The organism is Nocardia sp. NPDC005825 (assembly GCF_040630175.1).
Classification (GTDB): Bacteria; Actinomycetota; Actinomycetes; order Mycobacteriales; family Mycobacteriaceae; genus Nocardia.
The window spans coordinates 348,979-366,105 of sequence record NZ_JBEXXC010000004.1; the positions used below are offsets into that span (position 1 = coordinate 348,979).

Sequence of the window (17,127 nt, forward strand, 5' to 3'; positions counted from 1 at the left end):
ATGCGGATTCGGGAACTGTCGGTGCCGGGTGCGTGGGAGTTCACCCCCCGGCTGCACGGAGACGACCGCGGCGTCTTCTACGAGTCGTTCAAGGCCTCGGAGTTCGAGAAGGCGACGGGCCGGCCCTTCGATCTGCTGCAGGTCAATATCTCCACCTCGGCGGCGGGCGTGCTGCGCGGCATCCACTACACCGAGACCCCGCCCGGCCAGGCCAAATACGTGACCTGCGTGCGCGGCGCGTTCCTGGACGTGGTGGTGGACCTGCGCCGCGACTCCCCGACCTTCGGGACCTGGGACGCGGTGGTGATCGACGATGTGGAGCGCAAGTCGGTGTTCCTGGCCGAGGGCCTGGGGCACGCGCTGCTGTCGCTGGAGGACAACTCCACCGTGAACTACCTGTGCTCGCTGGAGTACTCCCCCGAATTCGACCGGGACCTGGACGCTTTCGACCCCGACCTGGCCATCGCCTGGCCGACCGTGGGCCGCGACGGCGAGCCGCTCACCTTCGTCCGCTCCGACAAGGACGCCGCGGCCCCGCGCCTGGCGGATTTGGCACTGCCGCACTGACTTTCGACCCGAAACGCCGAAGCCGAGGCGCACCGTGAGTAACGGTGCGCCTCGGCTGTTCTCGGGAAGCCGGCCGGGCCCGTGTGAGCGGCGGACCCGCCCGGCGGGTGACTAGCCGACCAGTTCGACCTCCGGGTCGCGGTCCGCCCGGCGGGCCCGGACCTTCGGCAGGAAGGCCGTGAGCGCGACCAGGGCTCCGACGATGGCGACGCCCGCGGCGAACTGCAGGCCCGGCCGGTAGGTGTCGAGCATGGTGGCCGGGGTCGGGTGGCTGGGCACCGACGAGGTGACGATGGCGGTGGTCACCGCGAGCACGATGGCCGCGCCGACCTGCATGGCGGTCTGCAGCACACCGGCTGCCAGGCCCTGTTCGTCGTCGTCGATGCCGCTGGTGGCCTGGATGTTGATGGCCGGGAAGCCGACCCAGCCGATGCCGACCAGCAGCACCGCGGGCAGCAGCACGGTGAGGTAGTCCGGCGCGGTGTCGATGCGCAGGTACAGCAGGTAGCCGATGCCCATGATCACCATGGTGATCGCGATGATCGGGCCGGTGCCGAAGCGGTCGACCAGCTTGTCGGATACGAAGGCCGAGGCGACCACCAGCAGACCGACCGGAAGCAGCGCGAGCGCCAGCTTCAGCGGCGACCAGCCGAGGGTGTCCTGCAGGTACAGCGTGGTGATGAACTGCCAGCTGAAGTACGAGCCGCCGACCGCGATGATGGCCAGGCTGGCCCGGACCAGGGTGCCCTTGCGCAGGATGCCCAGGCGGACGAGCGGGTAGCGCACCTTGTTCTCGACGTAGACGAAGGCGGCGGCGAGCACGGCGACCGCGACGAACGAGCCGATGGTGCGGACCGAGGCCCAGCCCGCGGCGGGCGCGGAGACGACGGTGTAGACCAGCAGCAGCATGGTGGCGGTGGACAGCAGCGCGCCGAGCAGGTCGTGGCCGCCCTCTTCGGCGGGCTTGTCCTTGGGGACCAGGAAGTACGCGGCGGCCAGGGCGGCGAGCGCGATCGGGACGGGCAGCAGGAAGGTCCAGCGCCAGCCGAGCCCGGTCATCAGCCCGCCGAACAGCAGGCCCATGGAGTAGCCGCCCGCGCCGAAGACCGTGTAGATGGACAGCGCCTTGTTGCGGGCCGGTCCCTCCGGGAAGTTCGTGGTGATGATGGACAGGCCGGTGGGCGCGGTGAACGCGGCGGCCAGGCCCTTCACGAAGCGGGTCAGGATGAGCAGCGCCGGCGAGCTCACCAGCGCGCCGGCCAGCGAGGCCAGGGCGAAGACGGCGAGGGCGATCAGGAAGACCTTGCGGCGGCCCAGCAGGTCGGCGGTGCGGCCGCCGAGCAGCAGCAGGCCGCCGTAGCCGAGCACGTAACCGCTGACCAGCCACTGCAGGGTGGAGGTTTGGATGTCGAGTTCGGTGCCGATCGAGGGCAGCGCGACGCCGATCATCGAGACGTCGAGGCCGTCGAGGAACAGCACGATGCACAGGGTGATGAGCATGCCCCAGAGCCGGGCGGTCCACTGCGTGGTGTCGGCCGCGGTGCTCACTGCGGGGCGGATCTCGGTGGAAGTCACGAGAGAGGACGGTACATGCGTGCGCATCAAATGCACAAGCATTTAATGCGGTGGCATGATTTTGCCGAAGCGACTAAGATGACCCCCATGCCGAAGCCGACCGTGCCCGTCGACCGGCCTGTGACAACGTCTTTCGAGACGTCGGGGCTGGTGGGTGAGTGGCGCGAGCTCCTGGCCCGGCACGCGTCCACCTCGTGCGCCCTGGAGAAGGAACTGCAGGGCCGTCACCACATCGGGCTCAGCGAATTCGAGACCCTGGACCGCCTCATCGAAACCGGCAGCGACAGCTACAAGATGAGCGATCTGGCCAATGACATCTACCTCAGCCAGAGCGCGCTCTCACGCACCGTGGCGCGGCTGGAACGCGACGGCCTGGTGGATCGCACGTTGTGCACCAACGATCGGCGCGCGATCTTCGTCTGCGTGACGGAAAAAGGGCGCGAACTGCACAAGCAGGCCGCGCCCACGCACCGTGCGGTGCTGGCCCAGACCCTGGGCCAGTGAACCGGCGCCCTAGAGCGCCGCGCGCACCGACTCGATGATCGGAAGCGCGTCCACCGCAATGGAACTCACCGAGGCGAAGGCCTCGCGGTAGCGGGCCACCTCGGGCTCCTTGTCGAGATACGAGGAACCTGTCAGCGACTCCACGTACACCACCGGCGGTTCGGTGGGTTCGCCTGCGGCGGTGGGGAATTCGAGCAATACGAAGCGGCCCGCGTCCATGCCGTTGTGGTAGCCGCACTCGGCGCGCAACAGGCGCAGCCGGACATTGGGCAGCTCGCCGAACTTGTGCAGCCGGTCGAGCTGGCCGCGGGTCACCTCGTCACCGCCGACGCGGTGCCACAGCACCGCCTCGGAGATCACCACGTCCAGCTGCAGCGGCGAATCGGCACGGGTGAGCAGGGATTGACGCGCGGTGCGCACCCGGACGCGGCGGTCCAGCTGCTCGGGCGAGATGCCGGGGTAGGCCCCCGCCAGCACCGCGCGGTAGTACTGCTCGGTCTGCAGCAGCCCGGGGACCAGCTCGTTCTCGTAGCTGATCAGCTTTCCGGCGGCTTCCTCGAGCCCGATGTAGACCTCGTAGCCCTCGTCGATCACATCGCTGAACTCGGTCCACCAGCCGCGGGCCTTGGTCTCGCGGGCCAGCGCGGTGAGCGGTTCGATGGCGTCCTCCGGCGCACCGTAGATCCGGCACATGGCCTCGACATCCAGACTGCGCAACGACGTCTGACCGGTTTCGATGCGCCAGATCTTGGCCTCGGACCATTCCAGTCGCTGCGCCGCCACCCGGGTCGTCATGCGCGCGCGATTTCGCAGGTCGCGCAGGTGTCGGCCGAGCTGCCGGCGCGGCACGGTCGATCCGGTAATCCCCTGCGGTAGAGCCATTCGTCCCCCTATACCAGTGTTGCGATCGCATTGTTGCACAGGAAAACTCAGCGATCCATGGACGCGGGACACGCTCCCTACGGAGGCGTAACGGGCCGCTACTCAGGCTACTTCCGGGAAGACCGTCGGCGGAAGCGCCAGAATTGCACTGCCTGAACATCTTTGGACAGCTGATTGACCGGTTCCGCCACATCCGACAGCGCCTGGAACAGATCGTCGGCCATATCGGAAATATGCTCGACCCGCGCCGCCAGCCGGGACGCGTTGAGCACGAACTCCAGCAGCAGGCGCACGACGGCGGCGATCACCAGGCCCAGCGGCACCGCGAACACCACCGCGAACACGATTCCCAGCCACGCCGAGATTCGCCACAGCCCTACGGTTCCCACGATCGGGATGGCGAAAGCGCCCGCCAGGCCCAGCAGATATGCCAGCGGCAGCAGCGTGCGGGTGGCGGCGCGGTGAAACTGCAGGTCCAGCAGGGCGCGGGCGGCGTCCACGCTCCACGCGCCGAAAGCTCCTGGGCTGGCGAAGGGTTCGACCGGCTCCTCGGGGTCCTCTTCCTCGGCGAGCCGCCGGGACATGCGACGGGTGGCGGCCTCCTTGAAGGCGGCCCAGCGGCCTTCCTCGATGAGGTCCTCGAGCGTCTCGAGCTCCTCGATTTCCGACTCCCCCGGCTGTTCGGCCATGCCGACGATCTCCTCTCCCGCAGACCCGTTCGGCCGATTCTGTGTCTCCGGTTTCGGCCGATTCAGTGTCTCCGGTAACGCCGGAGACCCGCGCGACGAGAGAGTGTGTTGTAGAACACGTCACGCCGGCGGGCTGATGACGGGCTCCGAACCGGGCGATAGCGTCCTTGACGCGTCGTCGCAGGCGAGAGCCGGTCCGGTAACCGGGTGTCGCAGATGAGCCAAGGCCACTTTCCGGCCCAAGCGGACTGGACACACGACGTTCTGCAAAGAAACCGGACCCGAGGTGAAAAAGGGTGTGTAACGCCCCGAACCCCCCGCTCCGATACGCCACCAGAGCAGGAACTAGATCTACCGGGGAATGGAGAAACCAGTGCGTACGACGTTTTCGTCAGCCGTTGCGGAATCTGCGCAGGACTACATCCAGCGCGGCTGGACGGTCGCCGAAACCGCCAATGGCGTCTGCCTGGTCACCGACGAGAACATCGCGGGCATCGAGGTCACCGGCGACACCGCCGCGTTCGTGCGCCGCTACCTGCGGGCCAACGACCTGACCGGCCCGGTCATCGAGATCCCGGGCGCCGAGCGCCGCGAGATCCACCTCGTCACCGGCCTGGCCAAGGCCGCGCGTGCCATCGAGGCGCTGCGCGACGCCGGCGTGGTCGTCTACTCCGACGGCGCGGGCATCCCGCTGCCGCCGAGCAAGCTGTCGGCCGGTGCGGCCTGCTGGGGCGTCGCCCCGCACGAGGCCCGCTGGATCCCGCCGGTGGTCGCCATCGCCGCGGGCGTCCGCGCCGCCGCCAAAGGAGCCCGGCCGCAGGCGACTCGTATCGCCTCCTGACACCGGCTCCACGAACGACTCGAAACCCGCGAGTGCTCCCCGGCGCTCGCGGGTTTCGCCGTATCCGGGTCCGAACGTTGCAAATTAAGAGATAACGGACATCAGCCCAGGCCTCGCGATTACCTGCTCCCCCATCGCGATTCGTCTACCTCAGGTGTTTCGCCCGATCCGCCGCCGGGCGATCATTGGGTATGACCCACGTCACGGACAGCCCCCGGACCGCACCGAGTGATCATCGGACGGACCAGGGTGATCATCGGACCGCGCTGCGCACCTGCCCGCTCTGCGAGGCGGTGTGCGGACTCGAACTCACCCTCGACGGCAGCGACCGCATCCTGTCGGTGCGCGGTGATCACGCCGACCCCTTCAGCAAAGGCTTCGTCTGCCCCAAGGGCGCGACCCTCGGCCACCTGGACGACGACCCGGACCGGCTCACGCGGCCCATGATTCGCGATCGCGCCACCGACACCTGGCGGGCCGCGAGCTGGGACGAGGCCTTCGGGGTGATCCGGGAACGGCTGCCGCAGGTGTCGGCCACGTACGGCAATCAGGCGGTGGGCCTGTACCTCGGCAACCCCAACGCACACACCGTGGCCGGTGCGCTGTACGTGCCGCTGCTGATCCGGGCCCTGGCCACCCGCAGCCTGTTCTCCGCCAGCACCGCCGACCAGATGCCCAAGCAGGTGTCGAGCGGGCTCATGTTCGGCGACCCGCTCACCGTGGCGGTGCCGGACCTGGACCGGACCGACTACCTGCTCATGCTGGGCGCGAATCCGCTGGAGTCCAACGGATCCCTGTGCACCGCACCGGATTTCCCGGGCCGATTGAAGGCGATGCGGCGGCGCGGCGGCCGCTTCGTGGTGGTGGATCCGCGCCGCACCCGCACGGCCAAGCTGGCCGACGAGCATCTGTTCGTGCAGCCGGGCAGCGACGCCTACCTGCTGTTCGGGATCGTGCACACGCTGTTCGCGGAGGAGCTGACCGACATCCGGGTCGAGGTGAACGGGCTCGACGAGATCCGCGCGGCCGCGGCCGATTTCCCGCCGGAGCTGGTCGCCGCGCGCACCGGGGTGCCCGCCGAGACCATCGCGCGGCTGGCCCGGGAGCTGGCGGCCGCGCCCACCGCCGCCGTCTACGCCCGGATCGGCACCTGCACCACCGAGTTCGGCACGGTCACGCAGTGGCTGGTGGACGTGGTCAATGTGCTGACCGGCAACCTGGACTCGCCCGGCGGGGCCATGTTCGCGACGGGCGCGGCGCTGGGCATCGTGCGGTCGCGGCCGTTCCGGACCGGGCGCTGGGGCAGCCGGGTGCGCGGGCTGCCCGAGGCCATGGGCGAGCTGCCGGTGGCGACGCTGGCCGACGAGATCCTGACGCCCGGGGACGGGCAGATCCGCGCCATGGTGACGGTGGCCGGCAATCCGGTGCTGTCCGCACCCAGTGGCGCGCGCCTGGATGCCGCTTTCGAGGGCCTGGAATTCATGGTGAGCGTCGATCGGTACCTCAACGAGACCACCCGGCACGCGGACGTGATTCTGCCGCCTCCGCGCGTCACACAGTCCCCGCACTACGACTTCGCGCTGCTCAATTTCGCGGTGCGGAACTACGCCCGCTACTCGCCGCCGGTGACGCCGCTGGGCGAGGACGAGCTGTCCGAGGCCGAGGTGATGGCCCGGCTGGCGCTCGCGGTGTCCGGACAGGAGCCCCAGCCGGGGCTGGATCCGCTCACCGTGGTCGACGAGATCGTGATCGCCGGGACCCTGCACAAGGCCGGGATGGCCGATCGGCGCGCGGAACTGCTGGGGTCGAACACCACCGAGCAGCGCCTGGACCTGATGCTGCGGCTGGGCCCGTTCGGCGAGTGGGCGGCCGCGGCGAAGGCGCCGACGGCGCCGTCCGCTTCGGGCGATGCCGATTCCGGGGACTTGGCCGAGAACTGGGCGGGTCGGCTGAATCTGCAAGTACTGCTGGACAATCCGCACGGCATCGACCTCGGCCCGCTGCGCCCGCGCCTGCCCGGCGTACTGCGGACGGCCTCGCGGATGGTGGAGCTGGCCCCCGCGCAGCTGCTGGCCGATGTGGCCCGGCTGCGGGCGCGCGCGGAGGACCGCCGGCCGGAGATGGTGCTGGTGGGCCGGCGACAGCTGCGCTCCAACAACAGCTGGCTGCACAACGTTCCGCCCTTGGTGGGCGGGTCGAACCGGTGCACGCTGCACATCCATCCCGAGGACGCGACGCGGCTGGGGCTGGACGGGCGGGCCGTGGTGAAGTCGGCGGCGGGCACGGTGACCGTGGAGCTGGAGCCGACCGAGGACATCATGCCGGGGGTGGTGAGCCTGCCGCACGGCTGGGGGCACGAGGACAGCGCGCAGGCGGTCGCCCGCACCCATGCCGGGGTGAACGCCAATGTGCTGACCGATGATTCGCTGGTGGATGCCCCGTCGGGGAACGCGGTGTTCAACGGGGTGCCGGTGACGCTCACCCGAGCCTGATTCCGGAGCCATCACGAAAAGACCTTTCGGTATTTATGTTTCGAGTACCGAAGATCGGCGCCAGCTAGGGGGATGAAAACGATCGAGCCCGGCGCGAAGTTCTGCAAAATGGACAAAACAGGAATGCGAAATCCCCGCGCCCCCTGGGGATCTCGCATACCCGCGCCCCGGAAATGACCGGCAGCATCCCCACAGCTAAGGGACGAAGGTCCCTTGTGGGCGGTTTCATCCGGGAGGATCCTCGCAACGGGAAGGTTTGTCCGGCATCAGTCGAAGCGTCCTTACCAGGGCAGATATGCCGGTTCACGGATTCGCCACACGAAAATAGTTAAACCGTATAGGATTTCGGATGGCCGTAGTTCGTGGCCGAGCCTCTTCCATCCGGTATTTCAGCTACCAAAGGGGGCGCACGATGCCCGGGGTCAGAAACGGCAGCGACGGCGAGCGGGAACTGCAGGATCGGTACGGCACCGAGGACCGAGCAGAGCGCTTCTACTCCGATCAGGTACGGGATCGGCTCAATACCCACATGATCGATTTCATCGGCCGGATGGATATGGCCTTCATCGCCACCGCCGACAAGCACGGCGAATGCGATGCCAGTTTTCGCGCCGGCAATCCCGGCTTCCTGCATGTGATCGACGAACGCACCGTCGCCTACCCCGAATACCGCGGTAACGGCGTGATGGCCAGCCTCGGCAATGTGCTCGAGAACCCGCACGTCGGCATTCTGATGATCGACTTCGTGCAGGACCTGATCGGCCTGCATGTCAACGGCACCGCCCGCATCGTGGACGACGCGCTCATGCGCCGCTGCGTGCCGGATCTGCCCGCCGAGTCCCGCGGCCGCATGCCCGAGCGCTGGGTGGTGGTGGATGTGGAGGAGGCCTACATCCACTGCCGCAAGCACATCCCGCACCTGGTGCCCGCGCAGCGGGAGGCCCGGCAGTGGGGCACCGACAATATGCGCGCCAAGGGCGGTGACTACTTCCGGGCCAAGGAAGAGACCAGCGCCCTCGTCGAGTCCTGAACCGGGCCTACTTGATCTTGAAGATCACCGCGCGCTGGACGATGAAGTTGATCACGGTGGCGGTGCCCTGCGCCACGCAGAACGCCAGGGCGATCCGCCACCAGGCGTCCGGCAGCGCGTAATAGCAGAGCTGGTTGATCCCCACCTGCAAGGCGAAGGTCAACGCGTACAGGGCGATCACCGCGAGGAACCGCTTGCGATTCGGCTCGGCCTGGAAGGTCCAGCGCCGGTTGATCAGGTACGCCGTCGTGGTGCCCGCGATGAAGCTGATCGACTTGGCCACCGGCAACGGCAGGCCCACCACCGTGAAAAGCAGGGTGTACAGGCCGAAGTCCACCACCGCGGAGAAGATGCCCGTCGCCAGGAAGCGAATGATCTGCGTCTTGAGATCGACATCCGTGCCACCCGGTTCGTCGACGAGGGGCAGCTCGGGAGGGAGGGGCAGATGGGGTTCCGCGGTCACAACGCAGAAGAGTAATGCCCGCGACATTGGACACAAGCCTCGGAACGGTTATGCCTGTAGCCTCTATGCCGATGTCCACGAAAGCTCAGACCACTACCGAGGCCGCCGCCGAGCCCAGCTCGAACGGTGACAGCCCCGTAGTCGGCAAAGAAAAAGAGGGCACCGTGTCACAGCAGGGTTCGTTCGACCTGCCGACGCAGACCCGGCGCTTGACCGGTTGGGGACGCACCGCGGCCACCACCTCGGAAGTGCTCTCCACCAGCGACCCGGAACTGATCGCCAAGGCGGTCGCCATGGTCGCGGAGGACAACGACTCGAAGCCCGCGCACCTGCGTCGCGGCGTCATCGCCCGCGGCCTGGGCCGCTCCTACGGCGATCACGCGCAGAACGCCGGCGGCTTGGTCGTCGACATGACCGCGCTCAACCGCATCCACCGCATCGACCGGGACTCCCGGCTGGTGGACGTGGACGCGGGCGTGTCCCTCGACCAGCTGATGAAGGCGGCGCTGCCGTTCGGCCTGTGGGTTCCGGTGCTCCCGGGCACCCGGCAGGTCACCGTCGGCGGCGCGATCGGCTCCGACATCCACGGCAAGAACCACCACAGCGCGGGCAGCTTCGGCAACCACGTGCGGTCCATCGATCTGCTCACCGCCGACGGCAAGGTGCAGACCATCGGGCCGAAGAAGAACGCCAAGCTGTTCTGGGCGACCGTCGGCGGCAACGGGCTGACCGGCATCGTGTTGCGCGCCACCATCGAGATGACGCCGACCGAGACGGCCTACTTCATCTCCGACGGCATCAAGACCACCAGCCTGGAAGAGACCATCCGGGTCCACTCGGACGGGTCCGAGGAGAACTACACCTACTCCTCGACCTGGTTCGACGCGATCAGCGCGCCGCCGAAACTGGGGCGCGCCAATGTGTCTCGCGGCCGACTGGCGAAACTCGACGAACTGCCCAAGAAGCTGCGCAAGAATCCGCTGAAGTTCGATGCGCCGAATCTGCTGACGGTGCCGGATATCTTCCCGAGCTTCGCGGCCAACAAGTTCACGCTGGGCATGGTCGGCGAGGCGTATTACGCGCTCGGCGGCAATTACAGCGGCAAGATCATGAACTTGACGCAGTTCTACCACCTGCTCGACGTGGTGTCGGAGTGGAATCGGGCCTACGGTTCGGCCGGATTCATCCAGTACCAATTCGTGCTGCCGCCCGAGGCGCTGGACGAATTCACCAAGATCATCGTGGATATCCAGCGGTCGGGTCACCACTCGGCGCTCAATGTGCTGAAGTTCTTCGGCCCGGGCAACCCGGCGCCGCTGAGCTTCCCCATGGAGGGCTGGAACATCTGCGTCGACTTCCCGGTCCGCCCGGGTCTCAACGACTTCGTGCGTGAACTGGACCGCCGCGTCCTGGAATTCGGCGGGCGCCTCTACACTGCCAAGGATTCGCGCACCGACGCGGAGACCTTCCACAAGATGTACCCGCGGATCGACGAGTGGATCAAGATCCGCCGGAGCGTCGACCCCACAGGCGTTTTCATGTCCGATATGGCGAGAAGGCTGGAGCTTCAGTGATCAATGCGGTAGGCAACCCGCAGTCCATTCTGCTGCTGGGCGGCACCTCGGAGATCGGCTTGGCGATCTGCGCCGAGTACCTGAAGAAGGGCCCCGCGCGCATCGTCCTGGCGGCTCTGCCGGGTGACCCGCTGCGCGAGGACGCCGTGTCGCAGATGAAGGCGGCCGGGGCCTCCGAGGTCCAGGTCGTCGACTTCGACGCGCTCGACACCGGCAGCCACCCGGCCGTGATCGACGCGGCCTGGGCCACCAGCGATATCGACGTGGCCATCGTCGCGTTCGGCATCGACGGCGACGGCGAGATCTTCTGGCAGGACCAGCGCAAGGCCGTCATGATGGCCGAGATCAACTACACCGCCGCGGTGTCGGTCGGTGTGCTGCTCGGCGAGAAGATGAAGGCGCAGGGCTTCGGCCGCATCCTGGCCATGTCCTCGGTCGCCGGTGAGCGGGTCCGCCGCTTCAACTTCGTCTACGGCTCCACCAAGGCCGGCCTGGACGGCTTCTACCTGGGTCTGGGCGAGGCCATCGCCAAGTTCGGCCCGCGCGTCACGGTCATCCGCCCCGGCATGGTGCGCACCCGGCTCTCCGCGCACGCCAAGGAGAACGGTCTCACCGTGAACAAGGAAGACGTCGCGCTGCTCGCGGTGTCCGCCTCGGAGAAGGGCAAGGAAATCGTCTGGGCCCCGGGCGTTTTCCGCTACGTCATGATGATCCTGCGGCACGTGCCGCGTCCGATCTTCCGCAAGCTGCCCATCTAGGCGAGTTTGCGATCAACGCCGCATTCCGGTCCCGGGGTGCGGCGTTTTTCATTTCCGGCGGGTCGGCCCCGGCGAGAGGTCCGCGCACGCGGCACTGGCTAGGCTGACCGGCGGTCCATGACACGAATGCGGAGGGCTGGTGCGGATGAGCGAGCGGGCGAGCGGGCGAGCGGCGGTGCTGGCGCGGCAGGCCGGTAATGCGGCCGGGGAGGCCGTGCTCGCCGCCGTGGTGGCGGCCGTGGTGGCCGCGATCGGGCTCGAGGCGTTCTCGGTCGTGCACTGGCCGGCGTTCAACTCCTCCAACGTGACCCGGGCGCTCACCACCGTCGGGCAGGTGGCCGCGCTGGCCATGCTGGTGGTCGCGGTCGTGTTGCTGCGCCTGCGTAAGTGGGGGTGGGTCGCGAAACTGCTGTCCTGGGGCGGACTTTCGGCCTTCGTGACCGTGACGCTCGGCATGCCGCTGGCCGCGACCAAGCTGTACCTGTTCGGCATGTCCGTGGACCAGGAATTCCGGACGCAGTATCTGACGCGGCTGACCGACAGTGCGGCGCTGCGCGATATGAACTACGCCGAACTGCCGCCGTACTACCCCGCCGGATGGTTCTGGTTCGGCGGGCGGTTCGCCAACCTGACCGGTCTGGCCGGATGGGAGGCGTTCAAGCCCTACGCCATCATCGGGCTGGCCGTCGCCGCCGTGGTGGCACTCGTGCTGTGGTCCAACCTGATTCGCGCCGACTGGGCGGTGGCCGTGGCCGCCGCGACCACCGCGGTGACCCTGGCCTACGGCGCGCCGGAGGCGTACAGCGCGGTCCTGGTGCTGCTGCTCGGACCGCTGCTGCTGCTGGCGTGGGGCGCGTTGTACCGGCCGGACGAGACCGGAGATGCCACGGGGTTGCGGACCGCGGGCGGCTGGGGCGCGGTGATCGGTGCGGGACTGCTGCTCGGGTTGTTCGCGACCTTCTACACCCTGTACTTCCTGGTGGCCGTGTTCGCGGTCTGCCTGATGGCGCTGATCTCCTTCGGGCTCACCTATCGGGCGCGGCGGACGTGGCGCGCGCTGACTCCGATCCTGGTGCGGCTCATCGGAATCGGTGCGATCTCGGGTGCACTGGCGCTGGTCGTGTGGCTGCCGTACTTCCTGAAGGCGCTGCGCGGCGCGACGGCCAGCTCCGGAACCGCGTTGCACTACCTGCCCGAGACCGGATCGCGGCTGCCGCTGCCCATGTTCGATTTCGATCTGCTCGGCGTGCTGTGCCTGGCCGGAACCATCTGGCTGGTGCTGCGTGCGGGCAGTTCACGGCGAGCACAGGCGCTGGGCATCGGCGTGGTCGCCATCTACCTGTGGTGCCTGCTGTCCATGGCGGCGACCGCGGCCGGGACCACCCTGCTGTCGTTCCGGCTGGAGTCGCCGCTGCTGGCGCTGCTGTCGGCGGCGGGCGTGTTCGCCTTCGCCGAGGGGGCGCGGGCGGTCTACCAGGCGCTGAACGAGCCGAGCCGGTTCCGGATCGCGGCGGCCGCGGTGGCGCTGGCCGGGGCGATCGGGTTCAGCCAGGGCATTCCGACGGTGCTGGCCACCGAGATCACCACGGCGTACACCGATACCGACGGCAATGGGGACCGCGCCGACAAGCGGGCTCCGTCGGCGGTCTCCTACTACCGCGAGATCGACGCGAAACTGCTGGAGCAGACCGGGCGGCCGCGCGACGGCAGCGTGGTGCTGACCGCGGACACCAGCTTCCTGGCGATCTACCCATACTTCGGATTCCAGGCGCTCACTTCGCATTACGCGAACCCGCTGGCGGATTTCGCGGCGCGCACCGCCGAGATCCAGCGCTGGAGCACGCTGAAGACGCCGCAGGAGCTGACCGACGCGCTCGAGCACTGCCCGTGGCGGGCGCCGGACGCGTTCCTGTTCCGGCGTTCCGGCGACGGCTACACGCTGCGGCTGTCCCAGGACGTCTATCCGAACGATCCGAATGTGAAGCGCATCACGGTGACGCTGCCCAAGGCATTGTTCGATGACGGGCACTACCGCATCACCGATATCGGACCGTTCACCCTCGTCGTGCGTGTCTGAGGGATTGGGCGAGACAAGGATCACTTATCCCCAAAAATGAGTCGGAATCTGGGGATAACTGTCCGATTCTGTGGATAACTTCTCGACTTGCCAGTGCAATCTCAGCGGGAAGCTGTAGCGTGGGCCGCTGATTGCAAGGCACAAGGAGTTATGCGTTGGCACAGGGGCGGGAAACCGATCGGGGGAACGAAACGGGCTCGGCGGTGGCGGTTCTCGACCGCGTCACGCCGAATACGGCCCGTCCCAACCTGACTCGCGCGCAGCGCACGGCCGCGCGGCTACGCCTGGCACGAGCCGATCTGTTCGTCGCGGGCGCGTACCTGTCGCTGGCGGTGCTGGTGCTGTCCGGTCAGTGGATGCACGCCGACCGCGGCTACCTGATCAAGAGCGGCCAGGACCAGACCATGTGGGAGTGGTTCTTCGCGGTCACCGCCCACGATGTCTCGCATCTGCACAATCCGCTGGGCACCACGCTGCAGAACTATCCCGACGGCGTGAACATGATGGCCAATACCGCCATGTTCGGCGTCGGGGTGCCGCTCACCCCGGTCACGCTGTTGTTCGGGCCGACGGTCACCTTCGTGCTGGTGCTCACCCTGGGCCTGTGCGGCACCGCGTTCGCCTGGTACTGGCTGTTCTCCCGCGAACTGGTGTCGTCCAAATTCGCTGCGGCCGTGGGCGGCCTGTTCTGCGGGTTCGCGCCCGCCATGATCTCGCACGCCAATGCCCACCCGAATTTCGTGCTGCTGGCGCTGCTGCCGGTGATCGCCCTGAAGGTGATCCGGATGGCGCGCCGCGCGGCGGCGGGCACCGAGGTGACGCGCGGTCGCCGCAACAAGGACGCCTTCGTGCTGGGCCTGCTGGTGGCGACGCAGATCGCGCTCGGTGAGGAACCGCTGCTCATCTTCGCGCTCGCCTTCGGCCTCTTCGCGCTGGTCTACCACCTGCACGCCCCGAAGACCGGGCTGCGGATGGTGCGCTCGCTGGCCCCGCCGGTGCTGCTGGCGGCGCTGATCACGGTGGCGCTGACCGATATTCCGCTGTGGTGGCAGTTCTTCGGGCCGCAGTCCTACCGTTCCATCGACCACGGGCCGATGAAGAACGACCTGAAGGCGCTGTTCCAGTTCCCGTCCGAGTCGCTGGGCGGCATGTTCTCGCACGGCCAGAATGTGGCCATCAACGCCACCGAGGAGAACTCGTACTTCGGCTGGCCGCTGTGGATCGTGGTGTCGGTGGCCGTCGCCCTGATGTGGCGGGAACGCGCGGTGCGCGCCGCCGCCGCGGTGATCGCCCTGTTCACGATCCTGTCGCTGGGCGCCTCGGCCACCATCGGCCTCGGCGACACCGGCATCGTGCTGCCCTGGAAGTGGCTCGACCATGTGCCGCTGCTGAATTCGGTGCTGGAGTCCCGTTTCACCATGGCCGCCATCCCCGCCATCGCGGTGGTGCTGGTCCTGGCCACCCAGCGCGCCCTGGACTACTGGAGCGTCTCCGCCACCGACTGGCGCCCACTGGCCCTGTTCGCCGCCCTGGTCTTCGCCCTGCTGCCGCTCACCCCCACCGTCCTGCCGGTGGTCCAGCGCGCCCCCACCCCCGCGTTCTTCACCGACGGCACGGTGCGCCACTACGTTTCGGGCGGCTCCGTGGTCATCGCCCCGCCGCCCACCGCCCCCGACGCCCGCGCCCTGCGCTGGCAGGTCGACTCCGGCTTCGAATTCCCCCTCGCCGGAGGCTATTTCGTCGGCCCCACCGGCTCCTCGAAGAAGGGCCGCTACGGCCCCGACGACCGCCCCACCGCATCCTTGCTGACCAAAGCCCAGCAGTCCAACAAGATCCCGGCGATCGACGAATCCGACCGCATCCGCGCCCTGGTCGACCTCCGCTACTGGCAGGCCGACGTCGTCGTCCTCCCGCCCACCGACAACGCCGACACCCTCCGCCTGACCCTGGACCAGCTCCTCGGCTTCCCCGCCAAGTACGTCGACGGCGTCTGGCTGTGGGACGTCCGCACCCTCCTGCACTGACCCCTTCGGTGCTCAGTTGGTGCGGGTGTAGGTGACGGAGCCGCTGCGGGAGAGGGCTCGGGTGATGCGGCCGTCGGTGAGGATGAGTTCGTGGGTGCCTTGGACGAGGCAGCCGTCGGCGTCGCCGGTGACCAGGTTGCCCGCGCCCACGGTGATGTCGGCGGTGCCGGGGACGCCGAGGAGGCGGTAGTCGAAGACGCAGATGGGGCGGCTGTCTCGCAGGACGGTGGAGGTGACGACCACGTCGTTGAGGTTGCCCTGGCGGATGGAGAGGCGGTAGCGGTCGGCGTTGGCGGTGCTGGTGCCGGACCAGTCGCCGACGAAGGCGGAGGGGATGCGGCCCGCGGGGGCCGGTGGGGTGGTGGCGGCGACCGTGGTGACGGCGGTGGGGGCGGCCGAGGCGACGGTGGGGACCGCGGCGGACAGCGGTGTGCCGGTAGATCTTCCGTGGCTTTCGAGGTTCATGGTGACGACGATGGCGCTGCCGCCGATCACGACGGCGGCCAGCACGGCCAGCAGGCCGGTGACCACGCCGCGGCTCACCCCCGTCGACACCGGGACGGGTTCGGGGGCTCGATGCCGGTGGGGCGCGGCGTCTTCGAAGGATCCGGTGCGCGCGCCGTAGGCGACGCCATAGGCCGGTGCGCCGGGGTTGGTGCGGTAACCACCGGCCAAGACGGTGGGATCGGTGCGGGAGGAGCGGAGCAGGGTCGGGTCGGTGCGCGGGGAGCGCAGGACGGACGGGTCGGTGACGAAACCGGGCGGCGGGGTGTTCGGGGCCGCGGCGGCCGGGTTCAGGATGGTTTGCGCGGAACCTGTTTGCCAGGCGTGCCAGGCGGCGTCGGCGAAATCGGTGCAGCTGGGGAATCTCTCGTCCGGATGTTTGGCCAGGGCGCGGTCGAAGATGGGATCGAAGGCGGCGGACAGATCCGGGCGGAGCTGGGTGACGTGCAGCGGCGGGGTGCTGGTGTGGGCGTAGATCCAGCCCGCCAGGTCGGTGGCCAGGAACGGTCGGGTGCCGGTGAGGAGCACGAAAAGGGTGCAGGCCAAGGAATATTGGTCGGTGCGGGGGTCCAGGTAGCGGCCCGAGACCTGTTCGGGGGAGGCGAAGGCGAACGTGGCGGAGATGTCGCCGGTCTTGGTGACGTGGGTGGTCTCGTCGCGCAGGCGCGCGATGCCGAAATCGGTCAGCAGGGCGCGTTCGGGCCGGCCGTCGGCGGCCGGGGAGAGCAAGATGTTGGAGGGCTTCACATCCCGGTGCAGCACGCCCTGACCGTGCGCGTAGTCGAGCGCCGAGGCGATGCCGCCCCCGATGTGCAGCGCCCGTTCGGGAGCCAGGCCGGTGACGCCGTCGGCGTCGGGTCCGGCCACGAATTGCATGGCGATCCACAGTCTTCCGGCGTCCATGCCACGGTCGTAGACCGACACGATGTTCGGATGGTCGAAACGGGCGGTGATATCGGCCTCGCGTTCGAAGCGCCGCCAGCCCTCGGTGTCGGCGTCCACCTCGTCGCGGTTGAACACCTTGAGAGCGGCCAGGCGGGGTAGCCGGGGATGGCGGGCGGCGTAGACGGTGCCCGATCCACCGGCCCCGATCCGGCGTTCGATGACATATCCGGCGATCTCCTCGCCCGGCTTCGGATCGGCCATG

At 68.4% G+C, this 17,127-nt stretch carries 14 protein-coding genes; 9 read left to right on the forward strand and 5 right to left on the reverse strand.

All coding sequences use genetic code 11. The annotated features are described in order from the left end of the window. Positions 1 to 567 carry a dTDP-4-dehydrorhamnose 3,5-epimerase gene (rfbC, locus tag ABZ382_RS13910; RefSeq protein WP_357088123.1) on the forward strand — a complete coding sequence of 189 codons (567 nt, stop codon included), beginning with the start codon at positions 1 to 3 and terminating at the stop codon, positions 565 to 567. 111 nt (positions 568 to 678) lie between these two features. Here rfbC and ABZ382_RS13915 read toward each other — a convergent pair whose 3' ends face one another. Continuing rightward, the gene (locus ABZ382_RS13915; RefSeq protein WP_357088126.1) at positions 679 to 2,142 is read right to left on the reverse strand and encodes an MFS transporter; all 1,464 of its coding nucleotides are present in this window, start codon (positions 2,140 to 2,142) and stop codon (positions 679 to 681) included. A gap of 87 nt (positions 2,143 to 2,229) precedes the next feature. On the opposite strand from ABZ382_RS13915, the gene ABZ382_RS13920 reads away from it, so the two are divergent. Continuing rightward, positions 2,230 to 2,646, forward strand: coding sequence for a MarR family transcriptional regulator (locus ABZ382_RS13920; RefSeq protein ID WP_357088129.1), 417 nt, complete (start codon positions 2,230 to 2,232; stop codon positions 2,644 to 2,646). Between the two features lie 9 nt (positions 2,647 to 2,655). Here the strand turns inward: ABZ382_RS13920 and ABZ382_RS13925 are convergent, their stop codons facing one another. Both ABZ382_RS13925 and ABZ382_RS13930 read right to left on the reverse strand, forming a co-directional pair. Then, positions 2,656 to 3,528, reverse strand: coding sequence for a helix-turn-helix transcriptional regulator (locus ABZ382_RS13925; RefSeq protein WP_357088131.1), 873 nt, complete (start codon positions 3,526 to 3,528; stop codon positions 2,656 to 2,658). A 107-nt stretch (positions 3,529 to 3,635) separates the two neighbouring features. Further along, positions 3,636 to 4,217 carry a DUF4282 domain-containing protein gene (locus tag ABZ382_RS13930; RefSeq protein WP_357088133.1) on the reverse strand — a complete coding sequence of 194 codons (582 nt, stop codon included), beginning with the start codon at positions 4,215 to 4,217 and terminating at the stop codon, positions 3,636 to 3,638. Positions 4,218 to 4,578: 361 nt separating this feature from the next. Between ABZ382_RS13930 and ABZ382_RS13935 the strand changes: the two genes are divergently transcribed. The 3 genes from ABZ382_RS13935 to ABZ382_RS13945 all read left to right on the forward strand — a co-directional run bounded on the left by ABZ382_RS13935 (position 4,579) and on the right by ABZ382_RS13945 (position 8,580). After that, complete coding sequence (locus ABZ382_RS13935; protein WP_357088135.1) at positions 4,579 to 5,058, forward strand: hypothetical protein; 480 nt, start codon at positions 4,579 to 4,581, stop codon at positions 5,056 to 5,058. 191 nt (positions 5,059 to 5,249) lie between these two features. Then, entirely contained in the window at positions 5,250 to 7,550 is a 2,301-nt protein-coding gene (locus ABZ382_RS13940) for a molybdopterin-dependent oxidoreductase (RefSeq protein ID WP_357088137.1), read from the forward strand. Between the two features lie 412 nt (positions 7,551 to 7,962). Further along, a complete protein-coding gene (locus ABZ382_RS13945) occupies positions 7,963 to 8,580 on the forward strand; it encodes a pyridoxamine 5'-phosphate oxidase family protein (protein ID WP_357088139.1) in 618 nt (205 codons plus the stop codon). Between the two features lie 7 nt (positions 8,581 to 8,587). On the opposite strand, the gene ABZ382_RS13950 is transcribed toward ABZ382_RS13945, so the two are convergent. Then, positions 8,588 to 9,043: a GtrA family protein gene (locus tag ABZ382_RS13950; RefSeq protein WP_357088141.1), complete on the reverse strand. Its 456-nt coding sequence runs from the start codon at positions 9,041 to 9,043 to the stop codon at positions 8,588 to 8,590. 65 nt (positions 9,044 to 9,108) lie between these two features. Here ABZ382_RS13950 and ABZ382_RS13955 point away from each other — a divergent pair, with 65 nt between their 5' ends. The 4 genes from ABZ382_RS13955 (at position 9,109) to ABZ382_RS13970 (ending at position 15,476) form a co-directional block, all read left to right on the forward strand. Continuing rightward, a complete protein-coding gene (locus tag ABZ382_RS13955) occupies positions 9,109 to 10,617 on the forward strand; it encodes an FAD-binding oxidoreductase (protein WP_357088764.1) in 1,509 nt (502 codons plus the stop codon). Continuing rightward, entirely contained in the window at positions 10,614 to 11,375 is a 762-nt protein-coding gene (locus ABZ382_RS13960) for a decaprenylphospho-beta-D-erythro-pentofuranosid-2-ulose 2-reductase (protein ID WP_357088143.1), read from the forward strand. Before ABZ382_RS13955 ends, ABZ382_RS13960 begins: the two co-directional genes overlap by 4 nt. A 145-nt stretch (positions 11,376 to 11,520) precedes the next feature. Continuing rightward, on the forward strand, positions 11,521 to 13,452 hold the full coding sequence (locus ABZ382_RS13965) for a galactan 5-O-arabinofuranosyltransferase (RefSeq protein WP_357088146.1): 1,932 nt from the start codon (positions 11,521 to 11,523) through the stop codon (positions 13,450 to 13,452). A gap of 155 nt (positions 13,453 to 13,607) precedes the next feature. Beyond that, positions 13,608 to 15,476, forward strand: coding sequence for a glycosyl transferase (locus ABZ382_RS13970; protein WP_357088148.1), 1,869 nt, complete (start codon positions 13,608 to 13,610; stop codon positions 15,474 to 15,476). A gap of 12 nt (positions 15,477 to 15,488) precedes the next feature. On the opposite strand, the gene ABZ382_RS13975 is transcribed toward ABZ382_RS13970, so the two are convergent. Further along, on the reverse strand, positions 15,489 to 17,126 hold the full coding sequence (locus tag ABZ382_RS13975) for a serine/threonine-protein kinase (RefSeq protein ID WP_357088151.1): 1,638 nt from the start codon (positions 17,124 to 17,126) through the stop codon (positions 15,489 to 15,491). Between the last annotated feature and the right edge of the window lies 1 nt (position 17,127).